The organism is Candidatus Thiodictyon syntrophicum (assembly GCF_002813775.1).
In the GTDB taxonomy this organism is placed as follows: domain Bacteria; phylum Pseudomonadota; class Gammaproteobacteria; order Chromatiales; family Chromatiaceae; genus Thiodictyon; species Thiodictyon syntrophicum.
On sequence record NZ_CP020370.1, the window covers coordinates 865163 to 885434 of the forward strand.

The following is a 20272-nucleotide window of genomic DNA, read 5'->3' on the forward strand; positions in this document are numbered from 1 at the left end:
GCCTCCATGCCATTCCTAGAGAGCGGGACCGCAATATGACCATTGACAGCGACTTGGCCGGATCCCCCCCGACCGAAATGGAGGACGAGGACACCGGTTCCGGGGGCGCGGCGGTCAAACCATGGGACCCGAAGAAGATCCGGATTTCAACCAAGAACTTCACGCTCCGTGAAGTGGTGGATCAGATCAACGAGGGTGATATCGATCTTACGCCCGATTTTCAACGTGATTATGTCTGGAAGCAGCGCCAGCGGACTCGGCTCGTCGAGTCGATACTTCTGGGTATTCCGCTGCCCGCGTTCTATTTTAACCAAGACATCAACGGAACCTACCAGGTTGTCGATGGAGTTCAGCGTCTCTCGACGGTTCGGCTTTTCGTGTCCGATGGGCACACGCTTCGGGAGGATGACCTCGAGTATTTGCGGGATTTGAAGGATCACACCTATTCCTCCATGGACCCCGCGATGGTCCGCCGGTTTCGCGCGACGCAAATCGTGGTCCACGTTATCGAGCCCCAGACCCCGGACGAGGTAAAATATGACATTTTCAGTAGGGTCAATACCCTCGGCAGTCCGCTCTCCGCGCAAGAGATTCGGCATGCGATGAGCAAGTCGCGCTCTCGCGATCTACTCAAGCGACTCGTGGAGTTGCCTGCATTTGACGAGGCGACGGGCAGGCACTTCTGGAAGGTGTCGCCCGACGAGCCGAATGAACTGGTGCGCGACAGCAAGCGGATGGCGGACCGGGAGTTGGCACTGCGATTCTGCGCGTTCAGTTCGTTTTCCGAAGAGGAATACCGGCAGCACGAGAGTCTGGACGCTTTTTTGCTCCATTTCACGCGAAGAATCGACGGCGGTTCGGATGGGAGTGCTGCCATCAACGATGCAAGACTCGCCAAGCTGGAAGAGAGCTTCAATCGGGCTATGACAAATGCCATCGAGGTGTTGGGAGACGCGGCATTTCGGCGTTGGCCCCGACGCGCAAAGCGTCGTGGGCCAATCAATCGTGCCGTGTTTGAGGCTCAGGCAATCGCGTTGGCTGAGTACCCCCTGGCACGGTTGGCGCCGAAGGCAAAGCGTATTGTGACCGCGTTCCGCGCGGCCTTCGACGACGAGGATTATACGCGTGCAGTTGCCGTTGGAACGGGCGATCCGATCAAGATCAGTTTTCGCCTGAACCGGACCCGCGAAATCCTCGCAGAGGCTGTCGGATGATCGACCAACTACACATCCGTGGTTTCAAGCGATTTGCCGATCAGGCGCTCGATCTGGCGCCCTTGGTCGTGCTCGCCGGTCTCAACGGTACGGGTAAGACCTCGGTAATCCATGCGCTCGTCCTGGCCCGCGAGGCCTCGATTGAAGATTCGGCAGAATCGATTCGGCTCAATGGGCCAGTCGGGTTGGAACTCGGTACGGCAGAGGACGTACATAACTGGGGAGCGGAAGGTGATATTGACTTCGACATGCGGCATGATCGCGATGAGACTACTGCGTCTTGGCGGTTCGGCGTTCCGGCGAATGCCCCAGAGGCGCTCTATCTGGAGGTGGCGGCGCGTCCCGATAATCCTCCGTTTGCCTTCACGCGGGCGTCGCGGGCCTTCACCTACCTCTGCGCCGAGCGCTTAGGGCCACGCAGCGTGTTGGGCGCGTCCGCGCTGCCTGCCGATGCCCTGGAGGTGGGCGTACGCGGCGAGTATTGCGCCCAGGTCCTGGCCGCTCTGGGCGACCGGCCGCTCAATGACACCCAGCGTCTCCATCCAGAGCGGGAACCGGGCACTGCGCCGTTGTTAAAGTACGAGTTGGAGCGATGGCTCGGCGAGATCGTTAAGGCGGTCGAGATTGATACGGAGTCTTTCCCCGGCACTTTGGTAACGGCACTGCGCTTTCGCGCGCCGGGTGGGGATTGGGTGCGGGCGCCGAACATGGGTTTTGGCGTGTCATATGCTTTGCCGATTGTGCTTGCAGGCCTTGTCGCGTCGCCGGGCGGCCTCCTTGTGGTCGAGAATCCGGAGGCACATCTACATCCTGCGGGGCAATCGCGTATAGGGGTGTATCTCGCGTGGCTTGCTGGTTGCGGTATTCAGGTAATCGTTGAAACCCACTCCGACCATGTTCTGAATGGTGTCCGCCGGGCGATCGGCGAGCATCGCTATCTGCCCTGCGAACACGCGACGGTTCATTTTTTCGACTCGGACGAGAGCGATACGGCTCGGGTGACCCCACTGCTCTTCACGGCGATGGGTGGGGTCTCCGACTGGCCCCGTGGTTTCTTTGACCAATATCAGATCGACGTTTCGGCGCTCGGCCGTATACGTCGACAGAGGTGATGCGTGGCCTTCGTCGTCGATGGCTCTGAGTGGTGCTTTGATGGATGGTCGGAAGCCGAAATCGATTCGGCGTTGGGGGCGTTTCTTGAGCGTGTAACAACTGCACAGTCGTGGGGCGAGCGGGTATGGATCGGCGATGACATCTACACGCGTCCGGTGCTCGGCGGGTTGAGCGTCTGGGAACTCTTGTCGCCGGGTGCCGCGGTGAAGCTCGACAATGAGATTCTGGAAAAGCTAGCCGCAGCGTTGGGCAGAGCTACGCGCTACCTGGACGAGGAAAGCTGGCCGGTGGGAATGGAGTATCCCGAAATCGTGGTGGGCGAAGGTCCCGCATCCGAGAACGCCGACGTTTACTGGGCTCACCATAGGGTGCGTGCTGGTCGGGCTGTCGCCTGTCTCGCCCTACGACGCTCTGGTGTTTATCTCACCGGCTCAGCGGCGGGTGCGGTCAAACTTCACTGGGTCATCGACGAGCGAGGCCATCGTGCATTTTTTCGTTCCGCCATCGACGTTGAGCGCGACACGGCGGCGACGCTCGAACGGCTTGCTCCGCACGCCTATCCGGATACTTTCTTCCTGCCGGGGGTATGGCGGGGGCTCTCCGACTTTGAGGGTGGCTACACGCGGGTTCGCGAAGAGTTGCGTCGATACCTCGACGGCTTTGACGATCATGGTTGGTGGGTGTTCATGGCTCCGCCCCCATTGGAAACCGAACTCGACCGCCGGCCGCCGATGGAGGGGCGTCCAGACCAGCGCCTGATCGAGCGGCGGTTCACCTTATGTGGCCTTGAAATGGCGCCCGAGAATGCAAACGTCGCTCAGCATAAGACCTGTCGGCAGGCACGGGAACGGACGCTGAAGGGGAGAACCCTTTACTGTCAATGGCACGGCAAGATCGAACCACATATCAACCGCATCCATATTCATCCACCGATTCCCGAATCGGGTAACAGAATTGTCGTTGCGATCTTCCATGCGCATCTACCGCTCCCGGGCGACTGAATCGCGTACACGAAAATGATGCGGTACATACGCGATTCGCGGCCGTCACTCATCGACAATCCGTTGCCAATTCCCCTGGTCCCGCGCCTGGCAGGAGCGCGGCGGCTCAGAAGAGGAAATACCGCTGCGCAAACGGCAGCACCGCCGCCGGCTCACAGGTGAGCAACTGCCCGTCGGCGCGGACCTCATAGGTCTGGGCGTCGACCTCGATCAGCGGCTGCCAGTCGTTGTGGATCATGTCCGACTTGCGCAGCGCCCGGGTGTTGCGCACCGTGCCGCACAGGCGCTTGAGGCCCAGTTGCCGGGGGATCCCTGCGTCCATGGCCCATTGGGACAGGAAGGTCATGCAGGTCGCCGGCAGGGCCCCGCCGACGGCGGCGAACATGTGTCGGTAGTGGACCGGCTGCGGTGTGGGGATGGAGGCATTGGGGTCGCCCATGGGGGCGGCGGCGATCAGCCCGCCCTTGATGATGAGGCTCGGTTTGGTCGCGAAGAAGGCGGGCCGCCAGAGCACCAGATCGGCGAGCTTGCCGACGGCCACCGACCCGACCTCATGCGCAATGCCGTGGGCGATGGCCGGGTTGATGGTGTATTTGGCCACATAGCGCTTGGCGCGGAAGTTGTCGTGGGCGGCCGGGTCCTGGCTCAGGGCGCCGCGCTGCACCTTCATCTTGTGGGCGGTCTGCCAGGTGCGGGTGATGACCTCGCCGACCCGGCCCATCGCCTGGGAGTCCGATGAGATCATGCTGAAGGCGCCCAGGTCGTGGAGGATGTCCTCCGCGGCGATGGTCTCGCGGCGGATGCGCGACTCGGCAAAGGCGACGTCCTCCGGGATCGAGGGCGACAGGTGATGGCAGACCATCAGCATGTCCAGGTGCTCGTCGACCGTATTGACCGTATAGGGTCGGGTCGGATTGGTGGAGGAGGGCAGTACATTGGGAAGCCCCGCCGCCTTGATGATGTCCGGGGCATGGCCGCCGCCCGCGCCCTCGGTGTGGTAGGTATGGATGGTGCGGTCCTTGAAGGCGGCGATAGTGTCCTCGACAAAGCCGCTCTCATTTAAGGTATCGGTATGGATCGCGACCTGCACATCGGCAAGCTCCGCCACGCCCAGGCAGCAATCGATGGCGGCCGGGGTGGTGCCCCAGTCCTCGTGGAGCTTGAGCCCCATGGCCCCGGCGCGGACCTGCTCCTCTAGGGGGAGCGGCAGGCTGGCGTTGCCCTTGCCCAGAAAGCCCAGGTTGACCGGCAGTCCCTCGGCCGCCTGGAGCATCCGGTGGAGGTTCCAGGGCCCCGGGGTGCAGGTGGTGGCGTTGGTGCCGGTGGCCGGACCCGTGCCGCCGCCGATCATGGTGGTGATCCCCGACATCAGTGCGTCCTCCACCTGCTGGGGGCAGATGAAGTGGATGTGGGCGTCGATGCCCCCAGCGGTGAGGATCTGGCCCTCGCCGGCGATGATCTCAGTGCCGGGGCCGATGAGAACATCGACCCCCGCCTGGGTATCCGGGTTGCCGGCCTTGCCGATCCCGCAGATGCGTCCGTCCTTGATGCCGATATCGGCCTTGACGATGCCCCAATGGTCCAGGATCAGTGCGTTGGTGATGACCAGATCCGCGACCGCCTGGCACTCACGTTGGCATTGGCCCATCCCGTCGCGGATCACCTTGCCGCCGCCGAAGGTGACCTCATCGCCATAAATGGTGCGGTCCTCCTCCACCTGGACGATCAACTCCGAGTCACCGAGGCGCACCCGGTCACCGACCGTGGGGCCGTAGAGTGAGGCATAGGCGGCACGCGCGATGCGGCTCATGGCGTTACTCCATCCAGTGCGCCCATCACCCGGGCATTGAAGCCATAGACCCGGCGGTAGCCGGCATAGGGGACCAGGGTCACGGTCCGCGTCTGCCCCGGCTCGAAGCGCACCGCGGTGCCGGCCGGAATGTCCAGCCGTTGGCCACGGGTCGGTTCACGCTCGAAGTGCAGCGCCGCGTTGGTCTCGAAGAAGTGGTAGTGCGAGCCCACCTGAATGGGTCGGTCGCCGGTATTGGCGACCGCGAGGGTGAGCACCGGGCGCCCGGCATTGGTCTCGATCTCGCCGGGGGCGACGAGGATTTCGCCTGGAATCATCGCTTGAGTCTCCAGTAACAGGGGCAATAAGGGGCAGTCACGGCAGAATTCTGATCCGTGTATTTGTCTTCACTTGGGCGAACAGTTCGTCGATCTCCGCGTTTGAGACGGCAATGCAGCCGCGCGTCCAGTCCGGTTTGAAGAGGCGGTAGACGGTCAACAGCCATTCCGGCGCCCAATCGGGCGAGCCGTGAATCATGATATCCCCGCCCGGCGCGCAGCCATCCGCGAGTGCCCGTGCCCTGTCGTCTGCCGATGGATAGGAGATATGCAGTGACAGATGGTAGCCGCTGGCGCTGTTACGGGCATCGATCCGGTAGTTACCCTCAGGCGTCTTGCCGTCACCTTCGCATCCTTTGCGGCCATCAGGGGTGAAGCCCAAAGCGACCAGGAAGGTCTTATACGGCTTGCCGTGGCGGACCAAATGCAATTGGCGCTTGCCTTTCTCTACGATCAGCTCATCCGGGTGGTCCGATCCTGCTACTACGGCGGCTTGGCAGGGCAGTCCAAGGAGCAGCAGAGTCGCGATCAAGCGGGTGAGTCGGACCATTGATGCTTTCCACCTTTCCGGCTTTTCGGTCTATGTGCGTTTACACGATCGGATCGTGCACGGTCACCAACTTGGTGCCATCGGGAAAGGTTGCCTCGACCTGGACCTCGTGGATCAACTCCGCGATGCCATCCATGACGTCCTCTCGGGTCAGCAGGGTGCGGCCGAGGTCCATCAGCTCGGCGACGCTGCGGCCGTCGCGGGCGCCCTCCAGGATGGCGCAACTGATATAGGCCATGGCCTCCGGGTAGTTGAGCCTGACGCCCCGGGCGCGGCGTCGCTCGGCGAGCAGGCCGGCGGTGAAGAGCAGCAGTTTGTCTTTCTCGCGGGGGGTGAGATCCACGGTGGCCTCCGGTTCGGGGTCGCTGATGCGGGTCGGCGGGGCGGGTCGATCAGGTGGCCCAGATCCGCGGCGGGCAGGCCGGGCGCCCCAGCAGTCTGGGGCGAAGTATGCCCCAAAGGGCGATGAAAAGCCGCTGCACGGGTTCGGTCGTGGGGGCCAGGGTGCGGACCATCAGGAGGTCGCCCAGGAGGGTCGCGGCCCAGAGGGGTGTTGGTGCCGCTCGCGTGTGATCCGCGCCGGGCCGGTCCCCGGCGCCGCCGGGGTGGGCGCGGACCGCGGCCAGGTCCGAGGCGTCCGCACCGCTCGCCAACAGGGTCCCGGTGACCGGCAGGCCGCGCAGCCCGGTAGGTCCATCCAGGCCCTGCCCGGCGGTCACCAGGAGGCGCTCCAGGAGCAGGGGGACACCCGCCCGGCTGACCCGCAGGCGCAGGTCTGCGCGCCCCTGGGCGAAGCGCTCGCTGATCGCCGGCCGCCCCAGGCAGTGGACCTCGGCGCCCAGGAAGCGGGCGCCCGGGGCCAGGTCCACCGCCGTGCTCGCGCACAACTGGGCCCCGGGAAACAGGATGTTCTCCTGCGGAAACCACTCCAGGACCCCGCCCGCGGCGACCTCGAGGTGTTGCACCTGGTCCGCCCGGGGACCGGCGCTGCGATAGAACTTGGCCGCCCCCGGGGTGGTGATCAGTGCATGGGCCCCAGCCTCGACCCGGACCCTGACCTCCAGCCGGTCGCCCCCGACCACCCCCCCGGGTGGGTGCAGCAGATAGAGGTGGCAGGGGGCGCCCTCGGGGTAGAAGGGGCGCTGGACCGTCAGCGGCCCCTGGTGGCGTTGGTGTGCCACGACCGTGCGCCCGGCCCGGTCCGCGAGACCGAGTTCGAGTCGGGCCTGCCAGCGGGCGTTCTCCGCGGCAGCGGGGGCGCCGCTCACAGGCCGTAGCCCTCCCCAACCCCCAGCAGGGTGAGCAGGCCCAGGAGCGCGAAGATGGCGGCCGCGATGCGGTGGACCAGGTGGACGGGCAGGCGGCCCGCGATACGGTCGCCGAGGATCACGGCCGGCACATTGGCGATCAGCATCCCGAGCGTGGTGCCGGCGACGACCAGCAGGATCGACTGATACTGCGCCGCCAGGGCCACGGTCGCGACCTGGGTCTTGTCGCCGATCTCGGCGATGAAGAAGGCGATCAGGGTGGTGCCGAAGACCCCGAAGCGGGCGAGTTTGGCGTCGTCCTCGTCGAGCCGGTCCGGGATCAGGATCCAGATCGCCATGGCGATGAAGGACAGCCCCAGCACCCAGCGCAGGGTCTGGGGTTCGATCAGGGCCGCCACCGAGAGCCCCAAGGCCGCCGCCAGGGCATGGTTGGCCAGCGTGGCGATGAGGATGCCCAGGATGATGGGGACCGGTTTGCGAAACTGGGCGGCGAGGATGAAGGCGAGCAGTTGCGTCTTGTCGCCGATCTCGGCGAGTGCGACCACCCCGGTGGAGAGAAGAAAGGCTTCCAATACGGTGCTCCAGGGTTGGGCGATGACGTCATGTATCATGTAACACGCCATCGTTGTCGTTGTCGTAATCGTAGAAGCGATGCAATTTGGGCTGCGAGAGAATCCACTGCGCTACGATAACCTCGACAACGACAACGACAACGACAACGACAACGACAACGACAACGACAACGACAACGACAACGACAACGACAATGGCGATCCGACGCGTTGTTCTGATACCGTGCCGGTGACGCGGTACAGTGCCGCGACGTTAACCGAGGAGCCCAGCGCCATGCCCAAACCCGTGACACCCCTGCTCGCCGCGGACGCCATCATCGAACTGGTGGACCGACCCGGCCGTCCCATCGTCCTGATCGAGCGCCGCAACCCGCCGCCGGGTTGGGCCATCCCGGGCGGCTTCGTGGATGTCGGGGAGTGCGTGGAGCGGGCGGCGGTGCGGGAGGCACGGGAGGAGACCGGGTTGATCGTCACCCTGCGCGCCCTGCTCGGTGTCTATTCAGACCCCGGTCGTGACCCGCGGGGCCACACGGTCAGCGCGGTCTATGTGGCTGAGGCCATCGGCGAGCCGCGGGCGCTGGACGACGCCCGTGCGGTGCTGGTCTTCCTGCCCGAGGCCATCCCGGCCCGGCTCGCCTTTGATCACGCCGCCGTGCTGGCGGATTATCGCGCCTATCGCGCGACGGGTAGCGTGCCGCCCCTGCGTTGCGACTGAGCCGGCTGGCGCTCGGATCAGTCCTCCTCGCCGTCCTTGTTGGTGTCGATCTTGAACGGAAGATAGGCCGGGCAGATGCCGGTGAAACCGGTGACCACCAGGACCAGGGCGATGACTGACAGGAACCACAGGTGCAGCCAGATGCCGCAGAGCACCAAGAGCCCGGCGACGGCCAGGCGGATCGTGCGGTCGGTCTGGCCGATGTTCTTCTTCATGGACACGGTCGGTACTCCGGTAGTGCGATGGGTTGCGTCGACTGGCGCAGGCGTCGACCTGTTCCAATGGACGCGGTCATAGGGGGCCAGGATTGCGTCGCGGATGTTGCGCGCCCTTTCATTGACCGGGCTTGGTTGCCGGGGCGGCGGCGCCCTGACCCGGGGCCGGTGTGGCGGCGCCTGGGGGCGGGGCGGCCCAGGGCGCGATGGCTACCACCGCGACGCTGTTCTTGGGCGACCCCTCGAGGACCCGGTCGCTGTAGGTCATATAGACCAGGACGTTGCGCTGGGGGTCGTAGAAGCGCACCACCTGAAGGGTCTTGAAGATCAGCGAGGTGCGCTTCTTGAAGACCTGCTCGCCGTTGCGCTTGCCGTTGCGGATGTCATCCGGCACCTTGATGGGTCCGATCTGGGCGCAGTCCAGCGAGGCGTCCGAGGTGTCCTCCGCCACCCCGACCGCGCCGGAGATGCCGCCGGTCTTGGCGCGGCTGAGATAGCAGGCGACCCCGGGCAGGTCCTCGTCGTCGAAGACCTCCACGACGATCTTGTCGCTCGGGCCCATGAGTTTGAACTTGGTGTTCACGCTGCCGATCATCTCGGCGGCGCTCGCCTGGGCCAAGCCGAGCAGGCATAGAAAAATAAATGGGTGACGCATGGGCGTGCTCCGTGGTTGCTGCTGCGGGGAAGAATATGGTCCGCAAATGAACGCAAATTATGAACAATCTCAGCAGGCGCGGCTTAACTCTGGAGATTGCGTGGAGAATCGAAAGGCAGCGTCAATGGAGGTTCAGCGTCACGCGCGCAACGTCCGCAGGCCGCTTTCTTATTTGCGTTCATTTGCGTTTATTTGCGGACAAATATTCCTTTGGGGTTCTAAAGATATACCTGAGATTCAGGGTAACCGGGAAGGTTCGGCCCCGAACAGCCGGTCGGTCTCCCGGCGGCTGCGGGTCAGGGCGTCCTCGATGGAGACCCCGAGGAACCAGTTGCCGGTGATGGCCAAACGGCTGCCGGCCATGGCGCTGTCGATGCGCCCCACCACGGCCGTATGCCCGGCCCGCAGGGCCGGCAGGCGGTTGTGTACCTGTGCCTGAGCGGCGATCTGTCCGGGGTCGATCCCCAGGGCGCGGCAGGCGACGGTGACCTGGTCGTCCCGGCACAGGGCCCCGGGGCGGAAGTGGAAGGCGAAGCCGCGATGGGTGCCCGCGGGCAGGAAGTCCCTGGAGACCGCCGAGTAGAAGGGCCCGTCGACCGCGATCAGCCCCGCCAGGGCGGGCAGTTGCAGGTCCGCGCCGCGAAACGCCAGGAGCAGGGTCTCGATCTCCGCCATGGCGATGGCCCCGATCGCGTGCCGGGCCCCGTCGAAGCCGGTCGGCAGCAGCCGGGCGGCGGCATCCGGCGGCACGGCCAGGGTCAGATAATCACAGGTGACCTCGCTGGCGCCGTCGGCGACGACCCGCCAGCCGCCCTGGTCGGGCACGATGGCGGTGATGCGCTGGCCGGTGCGGACCTGGAGCCGCTCCTGGCCGGCGATGGCCGCGGGGATGGCCGCGAGCCCGTCGGCGAAGGTGAAGGCCTTGATCACGTCCTTGCGGCGCGGCTTACGGCGGAACAGGGCCTCGGCCGGATAGTCGTCCGCGGCTTGACAGATCACCGCCTGGAAGGCGTGGCGCAGCAGGTCCCGATAGTTGCGCCGCCCCAGCACGCGGCCGTAATAGTCCGCCACGCGCTGCCCCTGCTTCGGGGTCGTGAAGAGGCGCGGCAGCGACACGGCGGCCTCCAGAAAATGCAGGGCGGAGACGATGGAGCGGCGCTCCCCGTCCTGCCACAGTCGGTAGCCGACCTTGGCCTTGGGCAGAATCCGGCTGGTCAGACCCAGGTCGTCCATGATGGTGAGCAGATTGCCGTAGCTGTTGAAACAGGTGTGGCTGCCGGCCTCGGTCCAGAACCCGCCAAGTCCTTGGAACTCGTGGGTGTTGATGCACCCACCCACCCGGGGGGCGGCTTCCAGGACCAGGGTGGCGAGGCCGCGCCGGGCCGAGAAATGGGCGGCGCCGAGCCCGCTGATGCCCGCGCCGATCACGATATGGTCGAAGTCCTTGGTCATCGCTCGCTGTCAGTCCAGTAGTGGGTCGGTAGTGTGTTCGGTCCGCGGCTGGAGCGGTTCCAGTTGCAGTGCGCTGGTGTCCAGTTCCGGGATCGGGGTCGGGGGGGCCTCGCAATCCTCCAGGGTCCAGTTGTCCCCCGGGACCAGACTCAGATAGCTCAAGTCCAACACCGGCGGCGCGGCGGCCGACGGGGACTCCAGATCGCCCCATTGGGGCGCCAGGGACAGCGGCGCGCCTTCGCGGGAGTCGTCGGCCTGGGGCCGCGGGGCGGCCGCCGGCCCCTTGTTGTCCGTGGTCCCCAAGCCCGCCACCGGGGTGATCGTCAAGACGGCCCCCGCGTGGGCAAATATCTTCTTGAAGCGGGCGGCGGTCGCCGCATCCACATCGCGCTGGACCACCACCGGCCGGCCGGTGAACAGGCGCTCGGCGCCCTTGTCGCTGAGCTTGAAGACCCCGGTCAGGCGTTGCCGGGTCGTTTCGGGGTCGGCCCCCGGGGCGACCAGGCCCTTGTAGGTGAGATCAAAGCGTTGGTCGGACATGGTTCACCCGCTGTTTGTCGGTCGGGGCTTGGCGCTGGCTGCGCTGTGCTGCCGGGAGATAAGGTGCCGGGGATGCGCTGCACCTGACCGGCCCCGATCCGCGGTGCTTACGCGCTCGCCTCAGTTGATCGGCTTGGTCAGGCTGAAGGCCCCGCGGATATCCCCGACAGCATAACCGCGCGCGTGGTCCTCTGGATAGGCTTGGTCCAGGGTCGCGGCCACCGCGGGGGCGAGGTTGCCGCCGTGGCAGGCGAGACAGACCTCACCCGTGGGGATCGCCTTCATGAAGCGGAACTGCCGGGTCCCGTTGTCTTCCACCACGGCGGCGAAGGCCATGGTCTCGACCGGTTCACCGGCCGCTTTGCGCTCGTCGAAGCGGGTCAGCACCTGCCGCTCCCAGGCGTCCGGCTGCCCGTCCTTGGTGTTGCGGGGTTTGAGGCTGACGCGCCCGACCTCCCAGCCGGACCGCCCGGAAATGGCGGCGGCGATGGCCGGTGCCCGCTCCTTGCACACGCCGATGGCCGCGATGGGACCGCCGGACTTCATGGCCGCCTCCAACTCGCCCTTCAAGGTGTCGGCGAATTCCTTGGTCAGGGCCCGGGCCTGCTCGAGATTCGGGTTGGGGGCCGCGGCCGAGGTCGGCGTGGTGGCGGGGGGCGTTGCGGTCTGCGCAAGCAGGGGGGCCGCGGCGAGTACGGCGGTGACGAGGAAGATCGAGCGCATGGTGAGGCTCCGTAGGCGTTGGTTGATGGGTCAGGCGGACGCGGACAATGGGTAAGTATGGCGGGTCCGGTCCGCGCGTGCGCGGCGCAATCACAATCCGCGGCCGGTCCCTTGGGAGAGTTCCAGGGGCCGCCGGGTATAATCGCGGCTCGACCGCCCGCCGGCGGGACGCGCCGCGTCCCCGCACCCCGGCCGCCACCCCCCAGGAGAGGACCGATGTACGCCATTTGTGGTTGGATGGGCCAGATCGCCGACGCCCAGGCCTCGGACCAGCTACTCGATACCATGCTGGGGCGCGGTGTGATCGCCGGGGCGGCGCCGGGGCCCGGCGTCGGGCGCGTCCGTGACCGCGGCGGGCACGCGGGCTCCCAGGCCGGACCCGACCTCGTCTATGCCGACGAGGAGGTCGTGGTCTGTCTCACCGAGCCGGTCACCGGCCTGGGCGGCGTGGCGTCCGGAGCCCTGGACGCGGCGGCGGTGGCCCGCCTCTACCACGCCGAGGGCGATGCCCTGCTGGGGCACATCCACGGCAGCTTCGCCCTGGCGCTCATGGATCTGCGCCGCCGCAAGGTCCTGCTGGCGGTCGATCGGGCGGGGATCAGGCCGCTCTACCTGTGCCGCCTGGGTGAGGCCGTGGCCTTCGCCAGCCGCCTGTGCGCCTTCACCGGGCTGCCCGGGTTCCCGGCGCGCCTCAGCGACCAGGCCCTGTTCGACTATCTCTATTTCCATGTGGTCCCCAGTCCCGGCAGCATCTACCAGGGGGTGGAGAAACTGCTGCCCGCCCAGGCGGTGGACCTCAATCCACTCGGCCGCCACGCCTTCTTCTATTGGCACATGCCCTATCGGGACGACAACCCGACCCCGCTTGCGGATCTCAGCCGGGAGTTCCGCCGGCTGCTGCCCCTGGTGGTCGGCGGCGCGGCCGCGGCGCCCGGGGCAGGCCCGGACGAGGTCGGGTGCTTTCTGAGCGGCGGTACCGACAGTTCCACCGTCGCCGGCACCCTGCGCCGGTTGCGCGGCGTGCCGGTGCGGACCTACTCCATGGGCTTCGACGCCCGGGGTTACGACGAGATGGCCTACGCCCGCGTTGCCGCGCGCCACTTCGGCACCGAGGCGCGCGAATACTATGTCCAGCCCCAGGACGTCCTGGAAGCCATCCCGCGGCTTGCGGCCTGGTGCGACGAGCCCTTCGCCAACGCCTCCATCATCCCCGCGTATCTCTGCGCCCGTTTCGCCCGCAACGACGGCTGCACCCGGCTCCTGGCCGGCGACGGCGGGGATGAGATCTTCGGCGGCAATGCCCGCTACGCCAACCAGCAACTCTTCGAGGTCTACCGCAGCCTCCCCGGGTGGGTCCGCCGCGGCCTGCTGGACCCGCTGGCCGCCATCCCCGGCCTGGGTGCCGTGCCCGGCCTCAGGAAGTTCAAGAGCTATGTGGACCAGGCGCGCACCCCGCTGCCGGACCGGCTGGAGAGCTACAACTTCCTGCACCGCACCCCGCTCGCCGCGATCTTCGACCCCGCCTTCCTCGCTCGCGTGGACCCGAACGCGCCCTTGGAGACCCAGCGTGCCTGCTACCACCACATCAGTTCGCGCGCCATCGTCAACCGCATGATGCACCTGGATCTGAAGATCACTTTGGCGGACAACGACTTGCGCAAGGTCAACCAGGCCTGTGAACTGGCGGGCGTGGACGTGCGCTACCCCCTGCTCGACGAACGCCTGATGGACTTTGCCGCCTCGGTACCGCCCCGGATTCAGCTCAAGGACAACCGCCTGCGCTGGTTCTTCAAGCAGGCCCTGGCCGATTTCCTGCCGCCCGCGATCATCAAGAAGCAGAAGCAGGGCTTCGGCCTGCCGGTGGGCCTGTGGCTGGCCGAATACGCCCCGCTCAAGGCCCTGGCCGACGACAGCCTGAATGCCCTGCGCGCGCGCGGCATCGTGCGCCCCGACTATATTGACTGGCTGCGCGCCCGCCACGCCGGGCAGCACGCCGGCTATTACGGCGTCATGCTGTGGGTGCTGGTCATGCTGGAGCAGTGGTTGCAGGCGCATGGGCATTGAGTCGCGGGGTGGCCCGGCTGCCTTGGGGCTGGAACGACACGCGGGACTGTCAGCGCTGAGCGGTCGGCGCACGGACCTGTCGATGGCATTGCTGATACCCTGGCCGTGTGGCTGAGTGACGATTCAAGCGAGAGTTAAACACGGACACAATCGTTGTCGTTGGCGTTGTCGTAATCGGAGAAGCGATGCAATTTGGGGTGCGAGAGGATCCGGGGCGCTACGACAACCTCGACTACGACAACGACAACGACAACGGTGCAAAGCGCATTCCCTAATGGATCATTGATGAATCGTTCCTGAGCTATGAAACACATCATTGTGAACGGTTTGCGCCTTGAATATCGGGATCATCCGGCGCTGGTGCCGGGCCGCCCGCCCTTGCTGCTGCTGCACGACGGCCTGGGTTGTGTGGCTATGTGGCGCTATTTTTCCGCGCGGTTGGCGGCGGTCACCGGCTGCCGCGTCATTGCCTGGTCGCGTGCCGGTTACGGGGGCTCGCAGGCCTATACGGACCCGCGCACGCCGCGCTACCTGCATCGCGAAGCCGAGGAGGTCCTGCCCGCGCTGCTCGCCGCGCTGCGGATCGAAGCCCCGGTGCTGATCGGCCACAGCGACGGCGGCAGCATTGCCCTGATCTTCGCCGGTGCCTTCCCGGCGGTGCCGCGCGCGCTGGCGGTGATCGCGCCGCACGAATTCGTCGAGCCCGAGGCCTTGGCCGGCATTCGCGCCGCCGGCATCGCCTGGCATACCACCGACTTGCCGCAAAGGCTTGGGCGCTACCATCAGGCGCCGGCCGAGCGGGTCTTCAAGGACTGGCACGACTGCTGGCTGTCGCCGGCATTCCGCGACTGGAACATCGAGGACTCCCTGAGCAACATCCGTTGTCCGGTGCTGGCGATCCAGGGCGAGGACGACGAGTACGCCACCATGCGCCAGATCGATGTAATCGCCGCCCGGGTGCCGGGGACGCAACTGCTCAAACTGGCCCGCTGCGGTCATTTCCCTCAGCGCGATCAGGAGGCGGCGCTGCTGGAAGGGTTGGCCGTATTCATTGACCGGCTGGGCCGGCCCTAATTCATCAGCGGGAGAGTCCTATGCCCTGTTCACGCATCCAGCTTGGCGCCGACGGTCCGGAGTCGAAGCGAGAAAAGGGATTGTGGGCGTAAAACGACCCGATGAACGGTTACGTCGCTGCCAGTCAAACAAATCCCCCCAGTCTGTCAAGGCTCTGGAGGTGCCCTTGCGGGTTCCTCCTCAATCCGCAAGGGTCCGTCCCCGGACGCCGCGCGTAGGCGCAGTCCCGGTAACTCCCTTTCAAACTCCGCGGGCAGGCGGAAGTCGTGGGTGTCGGTCGTCGGGACGACGATCAGATTGAGCAACAGGCCCCGATGTTGGCGGGTGACATTGCCGACCCACAGGGGCGCGCCGTCCGTCAGGCGCCAGCGGGTGGGCCAGAGGCGCAGGACCTCCCGGTGGTCGGCGCCCGTGGGCCTGGCCAGGATCAGGGCCTCATGACGGCCGTCGTGGACCTGGGGAATGACGGGGATCTCCGCCAGCGGCAAGGAGGGCGACAGCAGCCGCAGGGCGCTGCCCCAATCCAGAAGCGGTGCGGGCTGCCAGCCGGACCCGGCCAGGGCCTCGGTGAGCAAGGCCGGGTCGCCCGCGTACTGGATGGTCAAGGGGTGGCGGTGGCGCTGACTCAAGTCCTCCCGGTGACGGGGGAGCCGCGCCCAGGCGGCGCCTTGCCAGGCGCGGTGTTCCAGGGTCGCGATCCGCGGGGCCGGGGTCAGTCGCTCCCGGTCCCGGTCGCCGGTGACGGCGTCGTGGAGGCTGAGCCCCGCGGCCAGTCCGATCGCGGCGACCGCCGCGAGTGCGCCGGGGCGCAGCGCCAGGCGGCTATGGCGGCGGAAGGCGAGCCCCAGGGCTGCGACCCACACGAGCCCAAGGGCGATGCTGTTGATGACGCTGGTGAGCCACTCCGCGCCCAGATAGACCCGGGCCCCGGCCACTGCCGTGATCAGCGTGGTGGCCAGGGCATAGGGGACCCAGCGCAGCGGGGCGGCCAGGCCGCGGGCAATGGCGATGGCCAGGAATCCGTAGACACTGGTGGCCAACACGACGGGCCCGCTGGGGAACGACCAGGGCAGGGCCAGGTGCAGGCCGAGGTCGGGGCGCGGTACCGCGAGCAGGGCGCCGAGCACGAGGGTGGCCGCCAGGGGGAAGGCGGCCGTTGCCAACCAGTAGTGCCCCCGGTGTTCGTCGCCGCGCCAACGCAGCCAGGCGTACACCAGGAGCACCATGGGCAGGACCACGATGGGGGCGCCGAACGCGGCCAGCGCGATCATCAGGCGATTGCCGAGCGGGGTGTGCAGGCTCTGGCCCAGGTCCAGGGCGGCGAGATTCAGGGCCAGTTCGCGCGGGCCGAACAGGGTCAGGCCGGTGACGGCCCCGAGCAGGAGGGTGCCCAGCAGCAGGAGGAAGGCGAGCCCGGTCAGGGCGCGGGCATCCGGGTGTGTGGGGTCTGCCAGGGCGAGCGCGAGGCCGCCCAGGCCGGGGTGCAGGTCGGCCCAGCGCAGCAGTCGCTGCAGCCAGTGGCCGGCGTGGGGGGCGAGCAGGCGGTAGACCCGGTGGGCCGCCCAGAAGATGAACCACAGGGTGCCGGCCAGCAGCAGCCCGAGGATGGCCAGGCGCACGGCCGCCTCGGCGGCCAGTTTCAGCGAGGCCCCGAGCACCATGCCGGGGATGAAATAGGTGAGAATCTGTGCCATCGCGGAGGCGATATCGGCCGTGAAGAAGCGGCGTGGGCTCATGTCCAGCATCCCCGCGACGAGCGGGGTGAAGGCGCGGCTGGGTCCGGCGAAGCGCCCGATGACCACGCTCCAGGTGCCGTGGCGGGCGAAGAAGGCGATGCCCTGGTCAAGGGACTCGGGGTAGCGGCAGAAGGGCCAGATGCCGCGCAGGCGCAGCTTGTAATGGCGCCCCAGGCCATAGCTCAGGCCGTCGCCGACGACGGCCCCGATGACCGCGGCGGCGAAGGCGGGCCAGAACGCGATTGCGCCGGTGGTGATCAGGGCGCCGGTGCCGAGCAGCAGGACGACCCCGGGGACGATGAGCCCGATGATCGCGGTGGACTCACCCATGGCGACCGCGAAGATCGCGGCATAGGCCCAGCCCGGGTGTCCGCTCACCCAGGCCAGGACTTGATCGAAGAGTGCGTCCACTGGGGCTCTGGTGCGCGGGTCCGGCGCGCCGCGACCCTAGGCGGCGACCCGGGCGAAGGCCGCCGTGGCGGCCTCCAGGGTGGCCTCGAGCTGCGCCTCCTCGTGGGTGATGGAGACGAACCCGGCCTCGAAGGCGGAGGGGGCCAGATAGACACCGTGCTCCAGCATGGCGTGGAAGAAGGCGCGGAACTGGTCCTGGTTGCAGGCGGTCGCCTGGGCGTAGTTGGTGACCTGGGGGGCGTCGGTGAAGAAGAGGCCGAACATGCCGCCGACCCGGTTCACCGCCAGGGGCACGCCGGCGGCGCGGGCGCGCTCCACCAGGCCGTCCGTGAGTTGCACCGTGCGCGCGGCGATCCGCTCGTAGAAACCGGGGACGGAGATCAGCTCCAGGGTCTTGAGCCCCGCCGCCATGGCGATGGGGTTGCCGGACAGGGTGCCGGCCTGATAGACCGGACCCAGGGGGGAGATTCGCTCCATCACCTCGCGCCGCCCGCCGAAGGCCCCGACCGGCATGCCGCCGCCGATCACCTTGCCGAGTGCGGTCAGGTCCGGGCGGATGCCGTAGTGGGCCTGGGCCCCGCCCAAGGCGACGCGAAAGCCGGTCATGACCTCGTCCAGGATCAGGAGCGCCCCGTAGCGGTCGCACACGGCGCGCAGCCCTTCCAGGAAGCCGGGCACCGGGGGGATGCAGTTCATGTTGCCGGCCACGGGCTCCACGATGATGCAGGCGATCTCCTCGCCGATCGTGGCGAAGGTTTCCTCGACCTGTGCCAGGTCGTTGTAGGTCAGGGTGATGGTGAGTTCCGCGAGGGCCTTGGGCACCCCGGGGGAACTGGGTTCACCGAAGGTCAGGGCGCCCGAGCCGGCCTTGACCAGGAGTGAGTCCGCGTGGCCGTGGTAGCAGCCCTCGAACTTCACGATCTTGTCGCGGCCGGTGAAGCCGCGGGCCAGGCGCAGTGCGCTCATGGTGGCCTCGGTGCCGGAACTGACCATGCGCACCAGGTCCATGCTCGGGACCAGGGCGCACACGCGATCCGCCATGGTGGTCTCAAGCTCGGTGGGGGCGCCGAAGGACAGGCCCTTGTCGAGTCGCTCCCGGACCGCCGCCAGGACCTCTGGGTGGGCGTGGCCCAGGATCATGGGACCCCAGGAGCCGACATAGTCGACATAGCGCTTGCCGTCCGCGTCGAAGACGTAGGGCCCCAGCGCGCTCTCGAAGAACACCGGGTCGCCGCCGACCCCGCGGAAGGCCCGCACCGGTGAGTTGACGCCGCCGGGGATGTGGCGTTGGGCGGCGGTAAAGAGGTCGTGGGATCGGCTCATCAGGGGGACTCCGTCGGGCGCACGCCCGGTTCAAATAGTTGGCTGTAGGCCCGGGCCGCCGCGGCGATGTCCGGGGCGGCAAAGATACCGGTGATCACGGCCAGCAGGTCGGCGCCGGCCGCGATCAGCAGCCCGGCATTCTGTGGTGTGATGCCGCCGATCGCAACCAGCGGTACCTTGAGTCGTGCGCGGGCCCGGGTCAAGAGGTCGGGGGCGGGGCGCACCGCGTCGGGTTTAACGCGCGAGGGGAAGAAGCTGCCGAAGGCGCAGTAGTCGGCCCCGGCCGCGGCGGCGCTCAGGGCCAGGTCGAGCCGGTTGTAACAGGAGACGCCGATGATCGCGTTCGGCCCCAGGCGGGCGCGGGCGGCGGCCGGGGCGGCGTCGTCGCGGCCCAGGTGGACGCCGGCGGCGCCGACCGCCAGGGCGAGTTCGACGTCATCGTTAATGATCAGGGCGACGGCGGCGTCGTCGCACAGTGCGGCCAGCGCCGCGGCCTGGGTCCGGCGCCGGTCCGTGGTGAGCCCCTTGGCCCGGTACTGGACCAGCCGGGCGCCGCCGTCGATGGCGTGGGCCACCTGCTCGATCAGGCGCTGGTCCGCGCGCGCCGGGTCGCCGGGGTCCGGCTCCGGGGTGATGGCATAGAGCCCGCGTAATAAGCGGCTCATGGGGCGGCTCCGCCCGACTCCCCGGCCCGGGGCAGGGCATAGAGCCGGTTGGGCGTGAGCTGGCCTCGGCCGGTGCGCCAGGCGCGCGCCAGACTGGTCCAGGTATAGTCCTGGGCCGCCGCGACCGCCGTTGGCAGGTTGAGCCCCAGGGCGAGGCGGGCGGCGATGGCGCTCGCCAGCGTGCAGCCGGAGCCGTGGTAGTCGCCGGGCAGGCGCGGCCAGGTTTGGGACTGCGGGTCCCCGTCGCCCCCGTAGAGTCGGTTGGTCACGGCCGGCGCATCCTCATGGGTGCCGGTGATCAGGACCCAGCGCGCCCCGGCCGCGCGCAGGCGCCGCGCGCAGTCAGCCGCATCGACGCCGCCGCTCAAGCGCTGCGCCTCGGGCAGATTGGGCGTCGCCAGGGTGGCGCGGGGCAGCAGGTCGGTGAGCAGGGCCTGGATCAGGGCCGCGTCGGCCAGCGCCTGCCCCGCCCCGGAGGCCAGCACCGGGTCCAGCACCACCGGCAAGCCGGGGTAGTCGTCGCAGATGGCGCACAGGATCGGGACCAGCCGCGCGTCGCCGATCAGCCCGATCTTGATCGCCGCGGGGTCGCCGTCCGCGATCAGGGCGCGGCACTGGGCCTCGATCCGGGCGGCGGGTTGGGGGTAGACCTGCCGCAGACCGCGGGTGTCCTGGTCCGTCAGGGCGGTGACCACCGTGAGGGCGAAGGCGCCCGCGGCCCGCACGGCCTCGGCGTCTGCGCCGATCCCGGCGCCGCCGCTCGGGTCGTGACCGCCCACGCAGAGCACGGTGGGGGGGGTGTGGATGGGGGGCATAGGCGTCGTCTCGGTGGGTGATTCTGGGGGTGCGATCAG

The 20272-nt window shown here is 67.6% G+C and carries 21 protein-coding genes; 6 read left to right on the forward strand and 15 right to left on the reverse strand.

Annotated elements, in window-relative coordinates; translation table 11 throughout:
• The first annotated feature begins 35 nt into the window (after positions 1–35).
• The 3 genes from THSYN_RS03770 to THSYN_RS03780 are packed head-to-tail and all read left to right on the forward strand — an operon-like array spanning position 36 to position 3328.
• The gene (locus tag THSYN_RS03770) at positions 36–1214 is read left to right on the forward strand and encodes a DUF262 domain-containing protein (RefSeq protein ID WP_100917963.1); all 1179 of its coding nucleotides are present in this window, start codon (positions 36–38) and stop codon (positions 1212–1214) included.
• Positions 1211–2326 (forward strand): DUF3696 domain-containing protein, encoded by a 1116-nt coding sequence (locus THSYN_RS03775; RefSeq protein ID WP_100917964.1) that lies wholly within the window; start codon positions 1211–1213, stop codon positions 2324–2326. Before THSYN_RS03770 ends, THSYN_RS03775 begins: the two co-directional genes overlap by 4 nt.
• A 3-nt stretch (positions 2327–2329) precedes the next feature.
• A complete protein-coding gene (locus THSYN_RS03780) occupies positions 2330–3328 on the forward strand; it encodes a hypothetical protein (RefSeq protein WP_100917965.1) in 999 nt (332 codons plus the stop codon).
• A gap of 106 nt (positions 3329–3434) precedes the next feature.
• On the opposite strand, the gene ureC is transcribed toward THSYN_RS03780, so the two are convergent.
• The 6 genes from ureC to THSYN_RS03810 are packed head-to-tail and all read right to left on the reverse strand — an operon-like array spanning position 3435 to position 7845.
• Positions 3435–5138 (reverse strand): urease subunit alpha, encoded by a 1704-nt coding sequence (gene ureC, locus THSYN_RS03785; RefSeq protein WP_100917966.1) that lies wholly within the window; start codon positions 5136–5138, stop codon positions 3435–3437.
• On the reverse strand, positions 5135–5455 hold the full coding sequence (locus THSYN_RS03790; RefSeq protein ID WP_100917967.1) for an urease subunit beta: 321 nt from the start codon (positions 5453–5455) through the stop codon (positions 5135–5137). Before THSYN_RS03790 ends, ureC begins: the two co-directional genes overlap by 4 nt.
• Positions 5456–5492: 37 nt before the next feature.
• The gene (locus THSYN_RS03795; protein ID WP_100917968.1) at positions 5493–6005 is read right to left on the reverse strand and encodes a L,D-transpeptidase family protein; all 513 of its coding nucleotides are present in this window, start codon (positions 6003–6005) and stop codon (positions 5493–5495) included.
• Positions 6006–6045: 40 nt separating this feature from the next.
• Positions 6046–6348: an urease subunit gamma gene (ureA, locus tag THSYN_RS03800; protein WP_100917969.1), complete on the reverse strand. Its 303-nt coding sequence runs from the start codon at positions 6346–6348 to the stop codon at positions 6046–6048.
• A gap of 49 nt (positions 6349–6397) precedes the next feature.
• Positions 6398–7273 (reverse strand): urease accessory protein UreD, encoded by an 876-nt coding sequence (locus tag THSYN_RS03805; RefSeq protein WP_100917970.1) that lies wholly within the window; start codon positions 7271–7273, stop codon positions 6398–6400.
• A complete protein-coding gene (locus tag THSYN_RS03810) occupies positions 7270–7845 on the reverse strand; it encodes a TMEM165/GDT1 family protein (protein ID WP_100922287.1) in 576 nt (191 codons plus the stop codon). Before THSYN_RS03810 ends, THSYN_RS03805 begins: the two co-directional genes overlap by 4 nt.
• 274 nt (positions 7846–8119) lie before the next feature.
• Between THSYN_RS03810 and THSYN_RS03815 the strand changes: the two genes are divergently transcribed.
• Positions 8120–8560, forward strand: a complete 441-nt coding sequence (locus THSYN_RS03815) for an NUDIX domain-containing protein (RefSeq protein WP_100922288.1) — start codon at positions 8120–8122, stop codon at positions 8558–8560.
• Between the two features lie 17 nt (positions 8561–8577).
• Here the strand turns inward: THSYN_RS03815 and THSYN_RS03820 are convergent, their stop codons facing one another.
• The 5 genes from THSYN_RS03820 to THSYN_RS03840 all read right to left on the reverse strand — a co-directional run bounded on the left by THSYN_RS03820 (position 8578) and on the right by THSYN_RS03840 (position 12145).
• Entirely contained in the window at positions 8578–8775 is a 198-nt protein-coding gene (locus tag THSYN_RS03820) for a YgaP family membrane protein (RefSeq protein WP_100917971.1), read from the reverse strand.
• Positions 8776–8893: 118 nt separating this feature from the next.
• Positions 8894–9430 carry a CreA family protein gene (locus THSYN_RS03825; protein WP_100917972.1) on the reverse strand — a complete coding sequence of 179 codons (537 nt, stop codon included), beginning with the start codon at positions 9428–9430 and terminating at the stop codon, positions 8894–8896.
• 237 nt (positions 9431–9667) lie between these two features.
• Positions 9668–10882, reverse strand: coding sequence for a protoporphyrinogen/coproporphyrinogen oxidase (locus THSYN_RS03830; protein ID WP_100917973.1), 1215 nt, complete (start codon positions 10880–10882; stop codon positions 9668–9670).
• 9 nt (positions 10883–10891) lie between these two features.
• Positions 10892–11422, reverse strand: coding sequence for a hypothetical protein (locus THSYN_RS03835; RefSeq protein WP_100917974.1), 531 nt, complete (start codon positions 11420–11422; stop codon positions 10892–10894).
• A 120-nt stretch (positions 11423–11542) separates the two neighbouring features.
• Positions 11543–12145, reverse strand: coding sequence for a Tll0287-like domain-containing protein (locus THSYN_RS03840; protein ID WP_100917975.1), 603 nt, complete (start codon positions 12143–12145; stop codon positions 11543–11545).
• A gap of 216 nt (positions 12146–12361) precedes the next feature.
• Here THSYN_RS03840 and THSYN_RS03845 point away from each other — a divergent pair, with 216 nt between their 5' ends.
• Both THSYN_RS03845 and THSYN_RS03850 read left to right on the forward strand, forming a co-directional pair.
• The gene (locus tag THSYN_RS03845; RefSeq protein ID WP_236848790.1) at positions 12362–14209 is read left to right on the forward strand and encodes an asparagine synthetase B family protein; all 1848 of its coding nucleotides are present in this window, start codon (positions 12362–12364) and stop codon (positions 14207–14209) included.
• A gap of 303 nt (positions 14210–14512) precedes the next feature.
• Entirely contained in the window at positions 14513–15283 is a 771-nt protein-coding gene (locus THSYN_RS03850) for an alpha/beta fold hydrolase (RefSeq protein WP_100917976.1), read from the forward strand.
• Positions 15284–15429: 146 nt separating this feature from the next.
• On the opposite strand, the gene THSYN_RS03855 is transcribed toward THSYN_RS03850, so the two are convergent.
• Genes THSYN_RS03855 through thiD form a run of 4 tightly spaced genes read right to left on the reverse strand, consistent with a single transcriptional unit; the run spans position 15430 to position 20233 of the window.
• A complete protein-coding gene (locus THSYN_RS03855) occupies positions 15430–17430 on the reverse strand; it encodes a bifunctional DedA family/phosphatase PAP2 family protein (protein WP_100917977.1) in 2001 nt (666 codons plus the stop codon).
• 36 nt (positions 17431–17466) lie between these two features.
• Positions 17467–18753: a glutamate-1-semialdehyde 2,1-aminomutase gene (gene hemL / locus THSYN_RS03860; protein ID WP_100917978.1), complete on the reverse strand. Its 1287-nt coding sequence runs from the start codon at positions 18751–18753 to the stop codon at positions 17467–17469.
• Positions 18753–19418 (reverse strand): thiamine phosphate synthase, encoded by a 666-nt coding sequence (thiE, locus tag THSYN_RS03865; RefSeq protein ID WP_100917979.1) that lies wholly within the window; start codon positions 19416–19418, stop codon positions 18753–18755. Before thiE ends, hemL begins: the two co-directional genes overlap by 1 nt.
• On the reverse strand, positions 19415–20233 hold the full coding sequence (thiD, locus tag THSYN_RS03870; RefSeq protein WP_100917980.1) for a bifunctional hydroxymethylpyrimidine kinase/phosphomethylpyrimidine kinase: 819 nt from the start codon (positions 20231–20233) through the stop codon (positions 19415–19417). The genes thiE and thiD overlap by 4 nt, the downstream gene beginning before the upstream one ends.
• Between the last annotated feature and the right edge of the window lie 39 nt (positions 20234–20272).

What these genes read in the sequence shown, in the direction of transcription:
- THSYN_RS03770 (WP_100917963.1), top strand. Translation starts at nt 36, where the DNA reads ATGACCATTGACAGCGACTTGGCCGGATCCCCCCCGACCGAAATGGAG.
- THSYN_RS03775 (WP_100917964.1), top strand. Translation starts at nt 1,211, where the DNA reads ATGATCGACCAACTACACATCCGTGGTTTCAAGCGATTTGCCGATCAG.
- ureC (WP_100917966.1), bottom strand. Translation starts at nt 5,138, where the DNA reads ATGAGCCGCATCGCGCGTGCCGCCTATGCCTCACTCTACGGCCCCACG.
- THSYN_RS03790 (WP_100917967.1), bottom strand. Translation starts at nt 5,455, where the DNA reads ATGATTCCAGGCGAAATCCTCGTCGCCCCCGGCGAGATCGAGACCAAT.
- THSYN_RS03795 (WP_100917968.1), bottom strand. Translation starts at nt 6,005, where the DNA reads ATGGTCCGACTCACCCGCTTGATCGCGACTCTGCTGCTCCTTGGACTG.
- THSYN_RS03815 (WP_100922288.1), top strand. Translation starts at nt 8,120, where the DNA reads ATGCCCAAACCCGTGACACCCCTGCTCGCCGCGGACGCCATCATCGAA.
- THSYN_RS03820 (WP_100917971.1), bottom strand. Translation starts at nt 8,775, where the DNA reads ATGAAGAAGAACATCGGCCAGACCGACCGCACGATCCGCCTGGCCGTC.
- THSYN_RS03825 (WP_100917972.1), bottom strand. Translation starts at nt 9,430, where the DNA reads ATGCGTCACCCATTTATTTTTCTATGCCTGCTCGGCTTGGCCCAGGCG.
- THSYN_RS03830 (WP_100917973.1), bottom strand. Translation starts at nt 10,882, where the DNA reads ATGACCAAGGACTTCGACCATATCGTGATCGGCGCGGGCATCAGCGGG.
- THSYN_RS03835 (WP_100917974.1), bottom strand. Translation starts at nt 11,422, where the DNA reads ATGTCCGACCAACGCTTTGATCTCACCTACAAGGGCCTGGTCGCCCCG.
- THSYN_RS03840 (WP_100917975.1), bottom strand. Translation starts at nt 12,145, where the DNA reads ATGCGCTCGATCTTCCTCGTCACCGCCGTACTCGCCGCGGCCCCCCTG.
- THSYN_RS03845 (WP_236848790.1), top strand. Translation starts at nt 12,362, where the DNA reads ATGTACGCCATTTGTGGTTGGATGGGCCAGATCGCCGACGCCCAGGCC.
- THSYN_RS03850 (WP_100917976.1), top strand. Translation starts at nt 14,513, where the DNA reads ATGAAACACATCATTGTGAACGGTTTGCGCCTTGAATATCGGGATCAT.
- hemL (WP_100917978.1), bottom strand. Translation starts at nt 18,753, where the DNA reads ATGAGCCGATCCCACGACCTCTTTACCGCCGCCCAACGCCACATCCCC.
- thiE (WP_100917979.1), bottom strand. Translation starts at nt 19,418, where the DNA reads ATGAGCCGCTTATTACGCGGGCTCTATGCCATCACCCCGGAGCCGGAC.
- thiD (WP_100917980.1), bottom strand. Translation starts at nt 20,233, where the DNA reads ATGCCCCCCATCCACACCCCCCCCACCGTGCTCTGCGTGGGCGGTCAC.